The following is a 16842-nucleotide window of genomic DNA, read 5'->3' on the forward strand; positions in this document are numbered from 1 at the left end:
AGCCTAAAATACCAACGCGCAGTAGCCGCGCCCAATCATTCGTCAAACATCACAACTTTGCCGACATACGGCAAGTGCCGATAACGTTGAGCATAATCAATACCATAACCCACGACGAATTCATCAGGAATGGTAAAGCCGACCCACTCTACGGGAACTTGTACTTCACGGCGCTCGGGTTTATCCAGCAGCGTACAGATCGCCAATGATTTTGGCCCACGCAGTTGCAGAATTTCACGAACCTTACTTAGCGTGTTACCAGAGTCGATAATATCTTCGACAATCAACACATCTTTACCACGGATATCTTCATCCAAATCTTTCAGGATTTTCACATCACGGGTGGTGCTCATGCCGTTGCCATAGCTCGAGGCGGTCATAAAATCGACTTCATGGGAAACGTCTATCGCGCGACATAAATCAGCCATAAACATAAATGAACCACGGAGCAACCCCACCAGCACCATTTCACTGCCACTGTCACGGTAATGTTCAGAGATTTGGCGGCCTAATTCGGCAATTCGGGTTTTTACTTCCTGTTCGGAAATCATGACTTCTACAGTGTGCTTCACAGCCAACATACCTATTTAAATTTATTGATTTTATATCAATGAGCAGCCGGTGCAGATAGCCTCAATGATACAGATTGATGCCCCTAGTTTAACACAATTCAAAGGACATCCTGCCACTCTCCCCGCTTAGTGGCGGGGCGAAAGTATAACAAAGATAAACAGCGGGAGTATTGCGAGATATACTAGGGCCTAAATTTGGCTCAGATATCGCCTGTGGAGAGCCGCCCTACAAGGAATGTTTTAATGAATTATCAGTCAACCAGTATCTGGCTTTATTCCGTCACTTTTACGGTTATCGCCGCCGTCAGTTTGTTTGTCGCCTTTTTTGGTTTGAGTGCCCCAATCTTTTACTACCTTATTGTCGGTCTGGTCTTCAGTGTCTGGGTTTCATTACATTTGCACCGAATGGCGGAGAAAGGGATGGTTTATCTGATCACTGAAAAAACACAATGGATGGTTTATGTCAGGGGGATCCCGGTACAAGAAACGCGTACATCCTTAAAAAACCCCTGTTTTATCAGTGGTGCACGTTTGACATCTTTCTTTCGACGTTTTCTGATCATCAAACTGTTGCTGCAAGCTGTAACCCTGTATTTAGCTCTACGCCAAACTGTTGAACTTCCCCCTTCCGATACCCCGTATATGCTATGGGTAATAATGGGATTGGCGCTAGTGATTATCTGTTTTCTTATCAGTAAAATGTGGCTGACAGTCAAAAACCTACTCGCACTCCAACATTCAGAATGGCTGATCGAAGAAATACCGAGAGATGGCTTTAGTTATTATCAGGGATATATCATTAAGGAAGATAAAAGCGGCAATCAGATACTCCAGCCCGCCTTGACTGAACTGCTAAAAGTATAAAAGAGAAAACATCCCCGGCCGACTCGCCGGGGTGGGATTCAAGCACTAACAGTAAAGCCCAGCATCATGCCGGTATCTTCATGCTCTAGCAGGTGGCAATGGGCCATATAAGGCGTACTGGCAGGAGCCAGATGATTAAAGCGCACTAATATTTCACTGCGCGCGCCTTCCACTCGCACTGTATCTTTCCAACCACGGCGATGCTCTGCGGGCGGTTTGCCGTTTTCGCTCAAAATACGGAACTGCGTCCCGTGGACATGGAATGGATGCAACATCATGTCGCCTTCACCGGAAACCGTCCATTTCTCGTATTTGCCCTGTTTGGCATCAAATGCCGCGTCGGTCATTGAAAATGCTTTACCATTAATCATATTGGCATGGCTGAAATCGAAAGCCGGAGCCGCTTTCATCGCGCCATGATTCATGCCTTTCATATTGCTGTGATCCATGCCGCCCATAGCCCCCTGCTCCATTCCCCCCATATTGCCGTGATCCATGCTCATGCCCGCCATGGCTTGCATACCATAGCGGCTCATCAACGCCTGCATACCCAGCATATCCAATTTCGGGTCCATCATCAGTTGGAACCAGCGCTCTGGCAAACCGGTAACATCCACCAGCGGCGGCACTATCACCAGAGAGTCCGGCAATGTTTTACTGCCCGCTGCCAAAGAAGGTTGAATGCGTAATACCGGCAAGGGCTTATCAAATGGGGCCAATGTCATGCCCATTTGTGTGACCGGCAAAGTGACCAAATCAAGAGCTTTGCCATCGGAGGTATCCACCAGCACCTCGAAACGTTCGCCCATCAGTATCGGCAACTCGCGCACCGCGACCGGCTCTGCCAGTAACCCACCGTCACTGCCAATTACATACATTGGGCGGCCATCGCTGAGGGCCAGATTCAGGGAGCGCGCATTGCACCCATTCAGCAGCCGCAAGCGCACCCAACCGCGTGGCGTAATTTGCTGTGGGTAGCTGGCACCATTGGTGAGCATCCGGTCACCAAACCAGCCTACCGCCGCCGTCATGACATCCAGTTGATAGTTAATCTGGCCATCTTTACCCAGCAATTTGTCTTGCAAAATGACCGGGATATCATCCACGCCCCACTGTTTGGGCAGCGGCAGTTTTTCACTGTCACTATCTTCTATTAGCACCAAACCGCCCAGCCCCATCGCAACCTGGCGGCCTGTTTTACCGTGGGTATGGGGATGGAACCAACAGGTGGCGGCGGGCTGTTCTGCCGTCAATGCCACCTGGCGTTTTGCTCCCGGCTGAATCAATGCCTGCGGCCCTCCATCGACATCGCCGGGGATTTCCAGGCCGTGCCAGTGCACAGTGGTGGCTTCCGGTAAGGAATTTGTTATGTGAATAGTAACCGGCTTACCTCGCTGTAAACGAATAGCTGGTCCTAATAAGTTGCCGTTATAGCCCCAAGTTTGCGTCGCGGCGGAGGGCAACCAGGCCACCGTGCCAGTTTGGATATTCAAATTAATATTGCCACTGGCATCCGGTAGCAATAGTGGCGGGATAGGTAAAGGTGAAAAATCTGCGGCCAAAGCCGCGCGGCTCCATAAAGGCAGTGAAGTGGCGGCTCCAAGAGCTGCCGTTAACTTGATAAAATCACGGCGATGCATGGTCGTCTCCATTCTGATTGTCGATAATGATAAGACTTATCGTGAGTAAGTGCCTACTTGGCACAAAAACAGCATTATCCGCCAGCATAAACCTTCCCCTAAAGGGAAGGTCAAGCTGTAATCAATCACTTTGTGAATCAATCTCCGTATATACCCATACTAAGGGCATAATAAAATTTACTCTGAACCATCACAGTGTGATAACGTCTGTTAACAATGAATAAGCCTATTTCCGCGATGAAAAGAACAACATTAGTTATGCTGCTGCTTGCCCTGTGCGGATTCTCATCTGCCAGTTCTGCATTAAGTGAATCTGAAGCAGAAGATCTTGCCGATCTGACTGCGGTATTCGTTTATCTGAAAAATGATTGCGGCTATAACGAATTACCTAACAATGAAATCAAACGGGCAATTGTCTATTTTGCTCAACAGAATCGCTGGGACCTGCGTAACTACAATAGCTTCAATATGAATGCGTTGGGTGAAGAGAGCTATCGCGACCTGCGTGGTATCGCGCTCCCCGTTCCGACCAAATGTAAATCTCTGGCTCGTGACTCTTTAAGTTTATTGGCCTACGCTAACTAGCTACCCCGCATTTACCCTATCAGTCTGAAATTCAATCGTGCAACCTCAGCCAGAGTTGGCTATGATGTTGCCCCCATTTTTCATGGCTGTTACTGCGAAGGAGAAGCCCCGAACATGTCACAGAAAGAACTATGGTATGAAACATTACATGCCAACTTCGGCCAGTATTTTTCTGTAGAGAATGTACTGTACCGCGAAAAAACTGAGCACCAGGATTTGGTGATTTTTGAGAACCCTGTGCTGGGCCGCGTAATGGCGTTGGATGGTGTGGTGCAAACCACCGAGCGCGATGAATTTATCTATCACGAAATGATGACGCACGTCCCTTTGTTGGCCCATGGTCAGGTAAAGAAAGTGCTGATCATCGGCGGTGGCGATGGCGCGATGCTGCGTGAAGTCAGCCGCCACAAAGATATTGAGCAGATTACCATGGTGGAAATTGACGCCGGTGTCGTCGAGTTCTGCCGCCAGTATCTCCCAAAGCATAATGCGGGCGCTTATGATGACCCCCGCTTCAAGTTAGTGATTGATGATGGCGTCAATTTCGTTAATCAAACGACCGAAAAATTCGATGTCATTATCTCGGATTGTACTGACCCCATCGGCCCCGGAGAAAGCTTGTTTACCTCGGCTTTTTATGAAGGATGCGCCCGTAGTTTGAACGAGGGCGGCATTTTTGTGGCGCAAAATGGCGTGTGCTTCCTGCAACAAGATGAAGCGGTCGACAGCCATAACAAACTTAGCCACTATTTCAAGGATGTCAGTTTTTATCAGGCCGCCATTCCGACCTATTACGGCGGTATCATGACCTTCGCTTGGGCGACGCAAAACCCACAGTTGCGCCAATTAGATATTGCCACGCTACAACAGCGCTTTGCCGAAGCGGGCCTGACCTGCCGCTACTATAACCCAGCTATTCATGTCGGCAGCTTTGCCTTGCCGCAGTATTTGCTGGATGCCTTAACGGCCAAATGTTGATCATTAGTAAGGAGGTGAACTAAATTGTCCAAGCTTAAACTACACGGCTTCAACAACCTGACGAAAAGCCTGAGTTTTTGTATTTACGATATTTGTTATGCCGAGACCGCAGACGACCGCGATGGCTATATCGCCTACATTGACGAACAGTATAATGCCAACCGCCTGACTGAGATTTTGACTGAAACCTGCTCGATCATTGGCGCAAACATTTTGAATATCGCCCGTCAGGATTACGATCCTCAAGGGGCGAGTGTCACTATTTTGGTCAGCGAAGAGCCGGTCGATCCGCGCGATGTTGATAACTCCGAGCACCCCGGCCCACTACCGAGTGCGGTGGTCGCCCACTTGGATAAGAGCCATATTTGCGTCCATACCTATCCGGAAAGCCACCCTGAAGCAGGGTTATGCACTTTCCGTGCAGATATTGAAGTCTCGACCTGTGGCGTTATTTCACCGCTGAAAGCGCTGAATTACCTTATCCACCAATTGGAATCCGATATTGTTACTATGGATTACCGGGTGCGTGGTTTTACCCGTGATATCAACGGGGTAAAACATTTCATTGACCATAAAATCAACTCGATTCAGAACTTTATGTCTGACGATATGAAGTCGCTGTATCACATGATGGATGTGAATGTTTATCAGGAAAACATTTTCCATACCAAAATGATGCTGAAAGATTTCGATTTGAAGCACTATCTGTTTAACGCCAAGCCAGAAGAGCTGAGCGCCGCAGAACGAGAACGAATTACCCGCCTGTTATACAAAGAAATGCAGGAAATCTACTATGGCCGTAACGTGCCAGAAGTGTGATGTCGTTTGGGTAAAATCAGGTTTAAAATCCCGGCTTTTGACCGGGATTTTTTGATTAAGGAAGCAGGGCAAGTAAGGGGAAAATATCAGCCTTTACAGCGGCTAAGGGCTAATCGCAATGCGGCACCGATTTCTTCTGGAATACTGTCTGCGGGGATAACAACATCATCCGATTCCTTTATCCCTCTGCCGCTCCATGCCTCTAGTTTTTCATGGCGCGTGGGTGAGATGGTGATCAAATCATTAATACAATGAATAGAACAGTTTTTCATGTCCTTAAATAATGCCCGCTTGGTTTTATAACCGTATTTCTCCATCAGCATCGCTATCCAGGCCGCATATTGCTCTTTGCCTGTTTCAAGATCAAAAAAGTCCGCAGACTCCTCAAGTGATAATGTCCGGCTATTTGATAACGCAATAAGGACAGCGTCACCGATAGTTTGATTATCTGCATCTGGTGGTAATAGATGGGAAGGAAAAAGTGGATCCCTACGCACCCTACCCAGCCCAGAATCAGTTTCAACACTCAAAAAGTCTTTAGTAGAATAAACCGATACCCAGTAGTCTTGATCTTTATTAAACATAACTATTTCACCTGTGTCACAGTAACTTTTACACCCTGGCTTCTACCATACTCAATTACCCGATTTCTCTCTGTCCACTGAGTTTTATTTGTCAGGGCTGGAACAGCCAATTGTATTTCTCTGTTCGAGATCATTGAAGATTTTAACTGTTCGCCTGAAAGAGTATGTGTATGAAACTTCACTACCTCATCAATATTCCCTTTCAGCGAACTGTAGATTTGCCTTGGGTTTGCCACCCTGACTGCCGTGGTAGTATCCAGGGTTTTTACACTGATGGCAGTTCGTGAGATGCGATTATAGTAATCAAATGTCTTAAAGTTTGCGGGTAACCGTGAATTTTGCGGAAGCTGAGTCCCGACATAATTCTCCCACGGCATTCCTTGCTGGCTAATACCTTGCCCCCATTTAATGCCGGTTACTGACTGGTTTACCGTCGCAATACTTGGCACCCTAGACGGTAATCACTGAGTAATAATGGTTAATAATTGAGATTGAAATTAATTTCTGATTATAAAATAAGACTCCAACTAACTATGACTGGGGTCCAATATTATTAACGATAGATAATTTCGTACTCACTGCCCAGTTCATCACGTAAACGCTGAGCTAATTCATATCCATCAGCTATAAACATTTCCTCTTCACTGGTACTCTTAAATCCCGACGATGCTGGATCATCCATATTAAGTATCGCTTCGAACCGATCTGCCCAACGTTTGAGGCTATCTTGAAGTTCAGTAGATATAGGCAACTCATTAGGTGAAATATCACCAAAATCATTAGGCGTTGTTCCCCATAATGGATGGCATCCATAATCAGCCATTAATTTTATCGTTTTCACTTCACTGTCCCTCTCAAATTAGCGCCAACAATGTAACCATTATTTCCGACAGTAATTGCAATGTTATATTTTTGTCCATTTATAACAGTTTCGTAAATTGGGCGGCCAATACCAGAGCCTTGGTAGCCAACAATTTTTCCATCAGCAACAGCTTTCATTACTACTCTAGGTATTTGTACTTCAGAAACGCCAATTTTAGCAAATTGACTACCATGCTCCTCTACAATATGTCTCAATCCTGCTGTAGCACTGCCTTTTTCAAGGAAAACAATCTGTCCACTTGGGGTACGAGCTATCGCTAGAACATTTTCAGGCGTAAATTTCACACCATTGGTAGCTAACTCATCAAGCAAAGCAGGATGTACCGTTGGCCCTTCCCCCCTAAACTTTTTCACCTGCCCGGCGGCAAAGCGCGCGCTACCCGTTGCTACACCGCCAGCGCCTACGGCATAACCGCCATATTCAACCAGCAGTTTACCCGCTTCAACACCGGAATCATATGCGCCTCTGGCTCCGGCTTGCTGGTAATGTGCTTCCATTCTGTCAATTCGTGATAGCCAGTCTTGCTTGACACTTTGCGCCACCTTGCCCAACACATCATCGCTGTTAATCAGCTCTTTCAGTGCCATAAAGGTTTGTTTAGGCTCTTTCAGCACCCCAAGCAGCCCTATTGCACTGTCATGCAAACCCTCCGGCACACCAGCAACAATACCTGCTGCAAAAGCGCCGTCTTGTGTCGCGCTGGTTATTCCCCAACGAATGAAAACATTACCTTTATCGGCCAGTGTGTTAGCCGCATTCATCTCAGCCTCCATCAGTTTTTGCTGATGGTGGCTAAGATAGTTATAACGGAATGTCATTTCAGCGGCATTAGCACCGCTGTATGCCCCCTCCGCTTTTCCGGTAAACACCGCACCGGTCACACCGCCCAAGAACCGAACGAACTGAGCCTGACGTTCAGATTTTTCCTGCCAGTTTTGTGAGCCGATAAAATTCTCACCCATCACCACACCGGCAAGCTCGGCGGCCAGTGCCCCTGCTGCCGCGCCTTTACCATCGCCGCCACCAATTTCAGCGGCAACACCCGCCACCAGTGCATGACTCAGCGCTTTGCCCTGCACGCCCAATACACTGCCGTTATTGCCAATTAAATGCGCCCCCTCGGCATGTAACTGGCCGCCAATATTGGTGAGTAGTGCCGTGGTCAGATTATCTTTAAAACTGCCACCATTAATGCCGGTATTTAGGCTGGAACTGATAAGTGATTGGCCAGCAACTCGCTGCGCGACCTTGCTCCAATCGCCGTTACTCAGGCGCGGTAATTTAGCCGCACTGGCACCATCGGCGGCAGTATTAAAGCCCATCAGCGAATCAAACCCGCTCAATGCGCCCCCCACCGCCATTGAGGTGGCCAGGGATTTCACCGACTCGTTACTGCCCAAGGTACTGAATGTTTTAGATAAATCGCCTTTATGTTCAACTAACGCCACCGCCGCCTGTGCGGCCAACGATGACATACCCGCCGTGACCGCCCCACCAGCTACCCCGCTACCGACAGCAATGTTGGCATGGGCAACCAGGCTTGAACCCGAGGTGGCAACAGCCACACCAATGGCAATCAATGCCGCCACCACCGGGTTCAGGTGTTCACTTTTGTGATCCCAGCTATGATAGGCATCCATCACTTTTTGCCACTGCACGTCATCGCGCAAATGCAGATCTTTTAACCATTCATTGCCGGGGATGGTGGCCAGTTCATTAACCGCCGCCTGTACCGATTGGTTATTTTGCGCTTTAACATCTGCGCTAATCCCATCAGCAGCATTTACCCTAAACTCGCCCCCCGTTTGTACGCTGGGCAGCACCCATTTATCTTTCTGGTATCCTTTATCGGTGTTTTTGATGTAGAAACCTTTCGATAAGCTGGTTTTTTGCTCAAATGTGGTGTTTTTGACCGCTTCGAAAATCACTTTGCCGTGGGTGCTGGTCAGTTTGGCATTCTGGCCAGCAGCAATTTTGCTCGCCTGATAGGTACTGTCATCGCGGCTTAGCAAGCTGATATCACCATCAGCCGTGAATTCCGTCACTTTATTGGTCGCCACATGATGGACATTATGGTGCGATTTTTTTCGCCCCCACCATTTGCGGGTACTCCAGCGTTCTTCGGCATGGCTGGTTTCTTCCATTGCCTGGGCGAATAAATAGCCACCCTCGGCAGCAATATCCATCACTTTTTTAGCTACCAACTGAGTAGCCTGAAACAAGATGCTGCCGTTTGAAATTAACGTCAGTGCACCGCCGCTGTTGAGCTGGGTGGATTGCTGGAGTTTTCTGTAGCTGGAATTATCGCCACCGCCGTAATGATCTTCGTTCAACACCGATTCAAAGCGCATATTGCCGCCGGAAGTCAGTGTCATGTCACCACCGGAGGTCAGTTCTGCGCCCTGGGTGATAAAATCATGATTGGCCACCACATTCAGAGTGTTGCCGGCTTTCAAGCGAGTAGCGGCGTGGCGGGTGTAGCGTGAGTCATCAGCCCAATCAATACCAGTGTATGGCAGCACCGCCAGTTGAATATGTTGTCCCGCTAATAAGGTGAGATTATTGTCCGCATTAATATTGCTGCCCCGGGTCAGAATATCGCGACCGGCATTAATTAAGGTATTGCCTTTGGCATTTATCTGAACTGTATAATCAGGGGTTTGGGCGCGAGGGAATATATTATAATATGTAGAGCCTGAATGGTTGTTATTATAACGCTCCATAAGATCTGACCAAACAGTTATATTATAGGGTTCCAGTTCAATATCACGAGCAGCGTGCAAGTTAATATCCTGTCCGGCGTTTAGCTGGATCCCCTGTAACGTCAGGTTATTACCGGCATTCAGTATATTATCGCCATTACTGGTTAATCGATTGGATAGCGATAATAGTTGGTTAATATTTTCCATATACTTGTCTGGATCCAAAAATCCATCGGTAATTAGGATTTCTTCTGGCTTGAGTATATGTGAAATATTAATATCATGGCCGGCCGATAAGCTAATATTAGCTGCCGGATGGATAATGGTGTCGGTTAAGTTAATATCTTTACCTGCAATGGCAGTAAAATCGTGTCTGGCTTTAATGAGATTAAATACCCGCGCATCATCTGGCTGACGCGAAGACATGTCAGGTGAATTTGTTTTAATATTCCCCTCACGGCTCAGAAATAAAATGTTGCTCCCCAAAAATTCACTTGATGATGAGTAAATATCATTCAGTGCCGTCAGTGAAATATCCTGACCACGCAAACTGCTATTGGCTAATGCAATGCTGTCTTCTGCAATAAAGGTAATGTCGCCACTGGCCTGTATTAAATCACTGCTGGAAATAGTCTTACCATGCAGTAAAATATTATGGCCTTTTAATACCGGCGGTGTGAACTCGGATAATGATAAGGGAGCAGCTTTATCTAACTCCGGCACCGGGCGCTGTAACTGAATATTGTTGTTAAAGTCCAGCACGATATTTCCACCCGCCGTGATTGTCGCACTGTGTTTTTCAGCCTCAGTTAACTGGTAAAACAATCGACTGTCATGGAAAACATAATAATCCGGCCAGTGATAATCCACTTTATAATAACGAAATTCATCTTTTACCCAATGACTGGAGCTGCCGTTTAAAAAATCATTACCGGTCAGGAAAATATCTTTCGTGGCACTGATGTGGCTGTTTTTATTCTCTAACTGGCTGGCATTAATATACAAATCATTCCCTGAATACAGGGTGGCAGCCGGTGATAATGCATTTAGTTGCCAAACACTTTTTTCAGTGTTGATCCGCCAGACACCACTTTGCCATTCACCGGTTTCGATGGCACCAAACCATTTTTCGGGCAATTCTCGGGTGGGCCAGTCGTATTCTAATGTGATGATAACTTTGCCCGGTGAATCGCTATCGTCATCATAATCATTAAGTTGGCGCGAATCCGGAATTAATTTCTGCCACCCGGCAGTCACTATCGGGCGACTATTTTCCAGTTTTTCAGTACGGATAATTAAATCACCACTATTGGTTTTAATGGTGCCGGATTTATTTTCAACCCGCGTATTTTTATTCCCTGCGGCATCTTTTTGTATCCATATATTGTTATTAGCAATAAGCAGCGCTTGTTGGCCGGCATTTTTTACTTGATCACTAAAAATACGCAGATCGCCCTCTGCCGCTACCCGGCCGAAATTATTAAACTCGCTATTGACTAGCGAAATATCACGGCCGCTAAGTAATTTACTGCCCGCAGAAATAGTGGCTTTTTTACTGACAATATTCAGATCTTTTTTCGCGAAAAGATTACCTAATGTCACATTGCCCGCGACATCAATATTTGCATCGCCCTCGATAATGAAAATATTTTTAAGGTTAGCAGCCACACCTTTTTCCGTTGATACCAGGCGGATACGATCAGCATACATCCCACCGAGAACGTGGGTATCTATCGCCAGTGCGGGGGTGGCTCCCGCTGCGGGTAAAGGTTGAATACTCCCATTCTGATAATCAACCTGATTAACACCCAGAATAATATCAAGCTGATTTGCATAGATTTTACCGTCAAGCTTGAGCGTGCGGCTGATGATGGCGGTATCATCCTGATGACGAGTATTTAGTCCTTTATCACCTATAGTGATAGCACCGCCCACAACATTTAGCCGCTCCAGCGCCCCTTGCGGGTTCAATATCGGCGTCCCGGTGGTTAACGTCATTGTGTCTATATTGCTAAACCAGCTGTCATTGGCAATCAGCCCATTGAGATTGGCGATAATCACACTGGCCTTGGGGCCAAAAACTGCCAGCATTCCTTCTAGTGATGACGGCTGACGGCTCGTCACTTCGTTGATAATCAATCGGGCAGCATTATCGCCAGTTAAATGTGGATTGGCGGCCAAATGACCGGTTAATTTCGAATTGAGATCCACTTGACTGTTATTTAACACCGCCCCCTTGGGGGGAACATTAAAATCACGATAGCGGTTATGAGAGACACCGGCGGCATTGGGTGTGGCGATATTAACCACCGGAGTCTCGCCGTAAAGTTTCACTGTTGTTTGGCGATCCACGGCTTGAATACCGGCAGCCATGGCCGGGTGCAAAGGGTACACCGCCGTCAAATAAATCAGTATCCAGCTCAGTATACGCACGCGTCGATAAGCAAATCCGGCCATAAATCACCTTCCTGGTGCTGTGGGGGATACGCGGCTGATTTGCATTGATAAGAGGAAATCGGCAAGCCAGCCTGAGAGAACAACTCACGGGTTAGCCTATGTAATTTTCGGTGCAAATATTATGGCAGTTTGGCTGATTTGCTATTTTAACCCCTTACCCATTGAGCAAATAATTGGTTGCAGCTATTCCCATCATCCTGATTGACGATGTATAAGGAGATCCGTTTTTTTGTCTGACGTTGCATAAGGATGATGCCGCCCCATGAACCGCCTCCCTACCCTGTATGGCATTATTGCGATCCTGCTTTGGAGCATGAGTGTCGCCCTGACACGCGGGCTTTCTGAAACATTGGGGCCATTTGGGGCCGGAGCAGCTATTTATACCGTCAGTGGAATATTGGTGTGGCTGGTCGCCGGGAAACCGACTTTGCGCGGGCAGCATCCGGCTTATCTGTATGGTTGTGGAGCACTGTTTGTGGTGTATATGGTGGCTTTTGCCTTAGCCATCGGGATGGCAAATGACCGCCAACAAACACTCGAAATTGGCCTGATTAACTATCTCTGGCCCAGCTTAACTCTGCTATTAGCGGTGCCCTTACTCAAACTGCGGGCGCGTTGGTGGCTGTGGCCGGGAGCCGCTTTGGCGCTGTTTGGCGTTATTTGGGTGGTGAGTGGCGGAGAGGGGTTGGATGTTAGTATTCTGAAAACCAATATCAGCAGTAACCCACTGGCTTACAGTCTGGCGCTGATTGCGGCCTTTACTTGGGCGGCTTATTCCAATCTGGTGCGTGTATATAGCCACGGGCCGGGGGCCTTGCCGCTCTTTTTGCTCGCCTGCGCCCTGTGTCTGTGGGTGATGTTTTTTATGCTGACACCCGGTAAGTTGCATTTCACTCAGCGCGCCACTTTTGAGCTGCTACTGATGGGAGCCAATACTGCGCTGGCCTATTTGTGCTGGGATATCGCCATGAAAAAAGGCAACGCCACACTGGTCGCTGCCCTCTCTTACTTCACACCTTTGCTCTCGATACTGATTGCCAGTTTGTGGCTCAATACCTTGCCGTCAGCCGCTTTCTGGCCGGGTGTGGCGATGGTGGTTGCCGGTTCATTACTCTGCTGGTCTGCCAGCCGCACTCCCCTTCGCCCTTGAAGCTGTAGGGTTGTTAGCGACGTTCTCTTACCCAAATCACTGACTTACCGTCGGTCTACAACGCCAAGTTCTTTGGGTATAAATCATTTAGAAATGATGAAGTTACGATAGCCTTTCAATACTAAAAGAAAGTCTTCCAAACCGCACAGGCAGAGGCTTTCTTCATCATAATAATTCATGCCCTCTTCCATCTCGTCGCCTTCAATGTCTAATTGATTGGCGCGCACCATCACTTCTTCGCCGTCCAGCCACAAGGTATATTCATGCCCGTCCAGTTGCCACTGGCGCTCACTGCCTTTGACTTCGGCGGCAGCCGCTTCAATTTGATCCAGCTTTGCCAAATCACCTTTAATTTCTTCATTGAGCCAGTGGCCGATCACTTCATGCCCCATGGAGAATCTGACCAGCACTTGCCCGCTTAAATCACGCAAGAATTCATAGTCCATAGCATGCCCTCCTGATGCTCTTTTAATGAGTGTAACCGTATTTATCTGCCTGACTTGGCGCAAACTCGCAAAGCCAGCAAAAATTCACTTAGACGCGGTTTTTTAAAATAAATACGGGAGGCCATTGGCCTCCCGTCGGGTGCGAAATATAGCGACTTACACCGCGGTTTGGAAGATCACACCATCAGCTTTATCCGTATATTGGCTTAACTGATCAAAATTCAGATAGCGGTAAGTATCTTCTGCGGTCTTATCAACCTGGGCCATGTAAGTTTGATATTCATCAGGAGTTGGCAGACGCCCCAGCAGTGATGCAATCGCCGCCAGTTCAGCCGAAGCCAGATAAACATTCGCCCCATTGCCCAAGCGGTTCGGGAAGTTACGGGTGGAAGTAGAAACCACTGTAGCGCCATCTGCCACGCGCGCCTGGTTCCCCATGCACAGAGAGCAGCCTGGGATCTCAATACGAGCACCACTCTTACCAAAGACGCTGTAGTAGCCCTCTTCAGTCAGCTGCGCAGCATCCATTTTAGTCGGTGGTGCAACCCACAAGCGGGTTGGCAACTGACCTTTATGTTGATCCAGTAACTTACCGGCAGCACGGAAGTGACCAATGTTGGTCATACAGGAACCGATAAAGACTTCATCGATTTTGCTGTTAGCCACATCAGATAACAAGCGGGCATCATCAGGATCGTTTGGCGCACACAGAATCGGCTGAGTGATTTCCGCCAGATCGATTTCGATCACTGCGGCATATTCCGCATCCGCATCACCTTCCAGCAGATTCGGGTTCGCCAACCAGCTTTCCATGCCATTGACACGGCGCTCCAGCGTACGGCGGTCGCCGTAACCTTCAGCTATCATCCACTTCAACAACACAATGTTGGATTGCAGATATTCAATGATCGGCGCTTTATCCAGCTTGATGGTGCAACCAGCAGCAGAGCGCTCAGCGGAAGCATCCGCCAGCTCGAATGCCTGTTCAACTTTCAGCTCTGGCAGACCTTCAATTTCCAGAATTCGGCCAGAGAAGATGTTCTTCTTACCTTGCTTCTCAACCGTCAGCAGGCCTTCCTGAATCGCGTAGTAAGGGATTGCATGCACCAGATCACGTAGAGTGATACCCGGCTGCATTTTACCTTTAAAACGCACCAACACCGATTCAGGCATGTCCAAAGGCATTACGCCTGTTGCAGCCGCAAAAGCCACCAGACCAGAACCCGCAGGGAAAGAAATCCCGATAGGGAAACGGGTGTGGGAGTCACCGCCAGTGCCGACAGTATCTGGCAGCAGCATACGGTTAAGCCATGAGTGAATGATGCCATCACCTGGCCGCAGCGACACACCGCCACGGTTCATAATAAAGTCCGGCAGCGTGTGGTGAGTGGTCACGTCAACTGGCTTCGGATACGCCGCTGTATGACAGAATGACTGCATCACTAAGTCAGCCGAGAACCCCAGACAGGCTAAGTCTTTCAGCTCATCACGGGTCATCGGGCCGGTGGTATCTTGCGAACCGACCGAGGTCATTTTAGGTTCGCAGTATTCACCTGGGCGTACACCGGCAACACCGCATGCACGACCCACCATTTTCTGCGCCAGCGAGAAACCTTTGTTGCTTTTGGCAACCGGTTTCGCGATACGGAAGACTTCACTGACCGGCAGGCCCAGAGATTCGCGAGCTTTAGTGGTCAAGCCACGACCGACGATCAACGGGATACGCCCACCAGCACGAACTTCATCCAGCAGTACGTCAGTTTTCAGCTCGAAAGTTGCGAGTATTTCGCCGCTATCATGATGACGAACCTCACCCAGATATGGATAAATATCAATGACATCGCCCATATTCAGGTTGCTGACATCCACTTCGATAGGCAAAGCACCGGCATCTTCCATGGTGTTAAAGAAGATGGGCGCAATTTTACTGCCCAGCACCACACCGCCGCCGCGCTTGTTTGGCACGTAAGGGATGTCGTCGCCCATAAACCACAGTACGGAGTTAGTGGCAGATTTACGGGACGAACCGGTACCGACTACATCGCCAACATAGGCCAGTGGAAAACCTTTTTTGTTCAGTTCTTCAATCTGTTTGATCGGGCCAATACTGCCCGGTTGATCCGGATGAATACCTTCGCGAGCATTTTTCAGCATCGCCAAAGCATGCAATGGGATATCAGGGCGAGACCAAGCATCTTGAGCCGGAGACAAGTCATCGGTGTTGGTTTCACCGGTCACTTTAAACACGGTGACAGTGATTTTTTCTGCCAACGCCGGGCGGGAAAGATACCATTCGGCATCTGCCCAAGATTGCATGACTTTCTTGGCGTGGGGGTTGCCCGCTTTGGCTTTTTCTTCCACATCGTAGAAGTTATCAAACATCAGCAAGGTATGAGATAACGCTTTGCCCGCAATCGGTGCCAGCTTTTCATTATCTAATGCATCAATCAGTGGATGAATGTTATAGCCACCCTGCATGGTACCAAGCAGTTCAATCGCTTTTTCGGCGTTAATCAGGGGAGAGTGGGCTTCGCCCTTGGCAATGGCCGCCAGGAAACCGGCTTTAACATAGGCTGCTTCATCAACACCGGGGGGGACGCGGTTAATCAGCAGATCTAACAGGAATTCTTCTTCGCCCGCAGGCGGATTTTTTAATGATTCAACCAGCGCGGCCATTTGTGACGCATCTAATGGCTTAGGGACGATACCCTCAGCAGCACGCTCGGCTACGTGCTTACGGTATTCTTCTAGCACGACTCTCTCCTCGCTTTTATTGTCATTTATTTTCTAGGCTATCAGTAAGCCACCAGCCATCATCATTGATGCAGTAGGTGTAAGGTAAGATGCCCAGCTTCGCTCAGCCAGCATATCAGTATTTGAACTCAGTGTTAATTCGTTCACATAAAAGCAACATTAAATTTTTGCTGAATCGTTGAGCGCAGTGTAATCATCTGACGTATTGATAGCGGCTCTCAATTAGCCCCTTGCGGTAGGGTAATATCTGTAAAATACCTCGACATAATAACCTTATTAAATGAATGGATACCATCTTGCAATGAGAATCTCGTGCTGCCGGTAGGATTTTTAGGGCGAGGAATAACAAATGGACGATATTGTGGCGATAAATGAAGCAGAAACAGCCGATAACGCCTGTTTCTGCAT

Annotated in this window: 13 protein-coding genes; 5 read left to right on the forward strand and 8 right to left on the reverse strand. The window is 48.1% G+C overall.

Features of this window, described 5'->3' with window-relative positions; genetic code table 11:
- Positions 1-35 precede the first annotated feature (35 nt).
- Complete coding sequence (gene hpt / locus DX162_RS02320) at positions 36-581, reverse strand: hypoxanthine phosphoribosyltransferase (protein ID WP_004389053.1); 546 nt, start codon at positions 579-581, stop codon at positions 36-38.
- A gap of 234 nt (positions 582-815) precedes the next feature.
- Here hpt and DX162_RS02325 point away from each other — a divergent pair, with 234 nt between their 5' ends.
- On the forward strand, positions 816-1436 hold the full coding sequence (locus DX162_RS02325) for a hypothetical protein (RefSeq protein ID WP_004389051.1): 621 nt from the start codon (positions 816-818) through the stop codon (positions 1434-1436).
- 38 nt (positions 1437-1474) lie between these two features.
- Here the strand turns inward: DX162_RS02325 and cueO are convergent, their stop codons facing one another.
- Complete coding sequence (gene cueO / locus DX162_RS02330; protein ID WP_004389049.1) at positions 1475-3076, reverse strand: multicopper oxidase CueO; 1602 nt, start codon at positions 3074-3076, stop codon at positions 1475-1477.
- 237 nt (positions 3077-3313) lie between these two features.
- Here cueO and DX162_RS02335 point away from each other — a divergent pair, with 237 nt between their 5' ends.
- The 3 genes from DX162_RS02335 to speD all read left to right on the forward strand — a co-directional run bounded on the left by DX162_RS02335 (position 3314) and on the right by speD (position 5458).
- A complete protein-coding gene (locus tag DX162_RS02335) occupies positions 3314-3661 on the forward strand; it encodes a YacC family pilotin-like protein (RefSeq protein WP_032819165.1) in 348 nt (115 codons plus the stop codon).
- Between the two features lie 114 nt (positions 3662-3775).
- Positions 3776-4639, forward strand: a complete 864-nt coding sequence (gene speE / locus DX162_RS02340; protein WP_004389047.1) for a polyamine aminopropyltransferase — start codon at positions 3776-3778, stop codon at positions 4637-4639.
- A gap of 24 nt (positions 4640-4663) precedes the next feature.
- On the forward strand, positions 4664-5458 hold the full coding sequence (speD, locus tag DX162_RS02345; RefSeq protein WP_004389046.1) for an adenosylmethionine decarboxylase: 795 nt from the start codon (positions 4664-4666) through the stop codon (positions 5456-5458).
- 86 nt (positions 5459-5544) lie between these two features.
- Here the strand turns inward: speD and DX162_RS02350 are convergent, their stop codons facing one another.
- The 4 genes from DX162_RS02350 to DX162_RS02365 all read right to left on the reverse strand — a co-directional run bounded on the left by DX162_RS02350 (position 5545) and on the right by DX162_RS02365 (position 12084).
- Positions 5545-6042, reverse strand: a complete 498-nt coding sequence (locus tag DX162_RS02350) for a contact-dependent growth inhibition system immunity protein (protein ID WP_004389045.1) — start codon at positions 6040-6042, stop codon at positions 5545-5547.
- A gap of 2 nt (positions 6043-6044) precedes the next feature.
- A complete protein-coding gene (locus tag DX162_RS22835) occupies positions 6045-6419 on the reverse strand; it encodes an endonuclease toxin domain-containing protein (protein ID WP_049558837.1) in 375 nt (124 codons plus the stop codon).
- A 176-nt stretch (positions 6420-6595) separates the two neighbouring features.
- Entirely contained in the window at positions 6596-6883 is a 288-nt protein-coding gene (locus DX162_RS02360; protein WP_050111575.1) for a hypothetical protein, read from the reverse strand.
- On the reverse strand, positions 6880-12084 hold the full coding sequence (locus DX162_RS02365; RefSeq protein WP_115155832.1) for a DUF637 domain-containing protein: 5205 nt from the start codon (positions 12082-12084) through the stop codon (positions 6880-6882). Before DX162_RS02365 ends, DX162_RS02360 begins: the two co-directional genes overlap by 4 nt.
- Positions 12085-12346: 262 nt before the next feature.
- Here DX162_RS02365 and yddG point away from each other — a divergent pair, with 262 nt between their 5' ends.
- Positions 12347-13234 carry an aromatic amino acid DMT transporter YddG gene (yddG, locus tag DX162_RS02370; protein ID WP_004389040.1) on the forward strand — a complete coding sequence of 296 codons (888 nt, stop codon included), beginning with the start codon at positions 12347-12349 and terminating at the stop codon, positions 13232-13234.
- An 83-nt stretch (positions 13235-13317) separates the two neighbouring features.
- Here yddG and yacL read toward each other — a convergent pair whose 3' ends face one another.
- Together yacL and acnB are read right to left on the reverse strand one after the other, a co-directional pair.
- Positions 13318-13680, reverse strand: coding sequence for a protein YacL (gene yacL / locus DX162_RS02375; RefSeq protein WP_004389038.1), 363 nt, complete (start codon positions 13678-13680; stop codon positions 13318-13320).
- Between the two features lie 156 nt (positions 13681-13836).
- The gene (gene acnB / locus DX162_RS02380) at positions 13837-16434 is read right to left on the reverse strand and encodes a bifunctional aconitate hydratase 2/2-methylisocitrate dehydratase (RefSeq protein WP_098080983.1); all 2598 of its coding nucleotides are present in this window, start codon (positions 16432-16434) and stop codon (positions 13837-13839) included.
- Positions 16435-16842 lie beyond the last annotated feature (408 nt).

Origin of the sequence: Yersinia kristensenii, from assembly GCF_900460525.1 — a bacterium.
In the GTDB taxonomy this organism is placed as follows: domain Bacteria; phylum Pseudomonadota; class Gammaproteobacteria; order Enterobacterales; family Enterobacteriaceae; genus Yersinia; species Yersinia kristensenii.

Coding starts and splice junctions, on each gene's coding strand:
- yddG (WP_004389040.1), top strand. CDS start 12,347: ATGAACCGCCTCCCTACCCTGTATGGCATTATTGCGATCCTGCTTTGG.
- DX162_RS22835 (WP_049558837.1), bottom strand. CDS start 6,419: ATGCCGTGGGAGAATTATGTCGGGACTCAGCTTCCGCAAAATTCACGG.
- speE (WP_004389047.1), top strand. CDS start 3,776: ATGTCACAGAAAGAACTATGGTATGAAACATTACATGCCAACTTCGGC.
- DX162_RS02365 (WP_115155832.1), bottom strand. CDS start 12,084: ATGGCCGGATTTGCTTATCGACGCGTGCGTATACTGAGCTGGATACTG.
- cueO (WP_004389049.1), bottom strand. CDS start 3,076: ATGCATCGCCGTGATTTTATCAAGTTAACGGCAGCTCTTGGAGCCGCC.
- DX162_RS02325 (WP_004389051.1), top strand. CDS start 816: ATGAATTATCAGTCAACCAGTATCTGGCTTTATTCCGTCACTTTTACG.
- hpt (WP_004389053.1), bottom strand. CDS start 581: ATGTTGGCTGTGAAGCACACTGTAGAAGTCATGATTTCCGAACAGGAA.
- DX162_RS02350 (WP_004389045.1), bottom strand. CDS start 6,042: ATGTTTAATAAAGATCAAGACTACTGGGTATCGGTTTATTCTACTAAA.
- DX162_RS02335 (WP_032819165.1), top strand. CDS start 3,314: ATGAAAAGAACAACATTAGTTATGCTGCTGCTTGCCCTGTGCGGATTC.
- yacL (WP_004389038.1), bottom strand. CDS start 13,680: ATGGACTATGAATTCTTGCGTGATTTAAGCGGGCAAGTGCTGGTCAGA.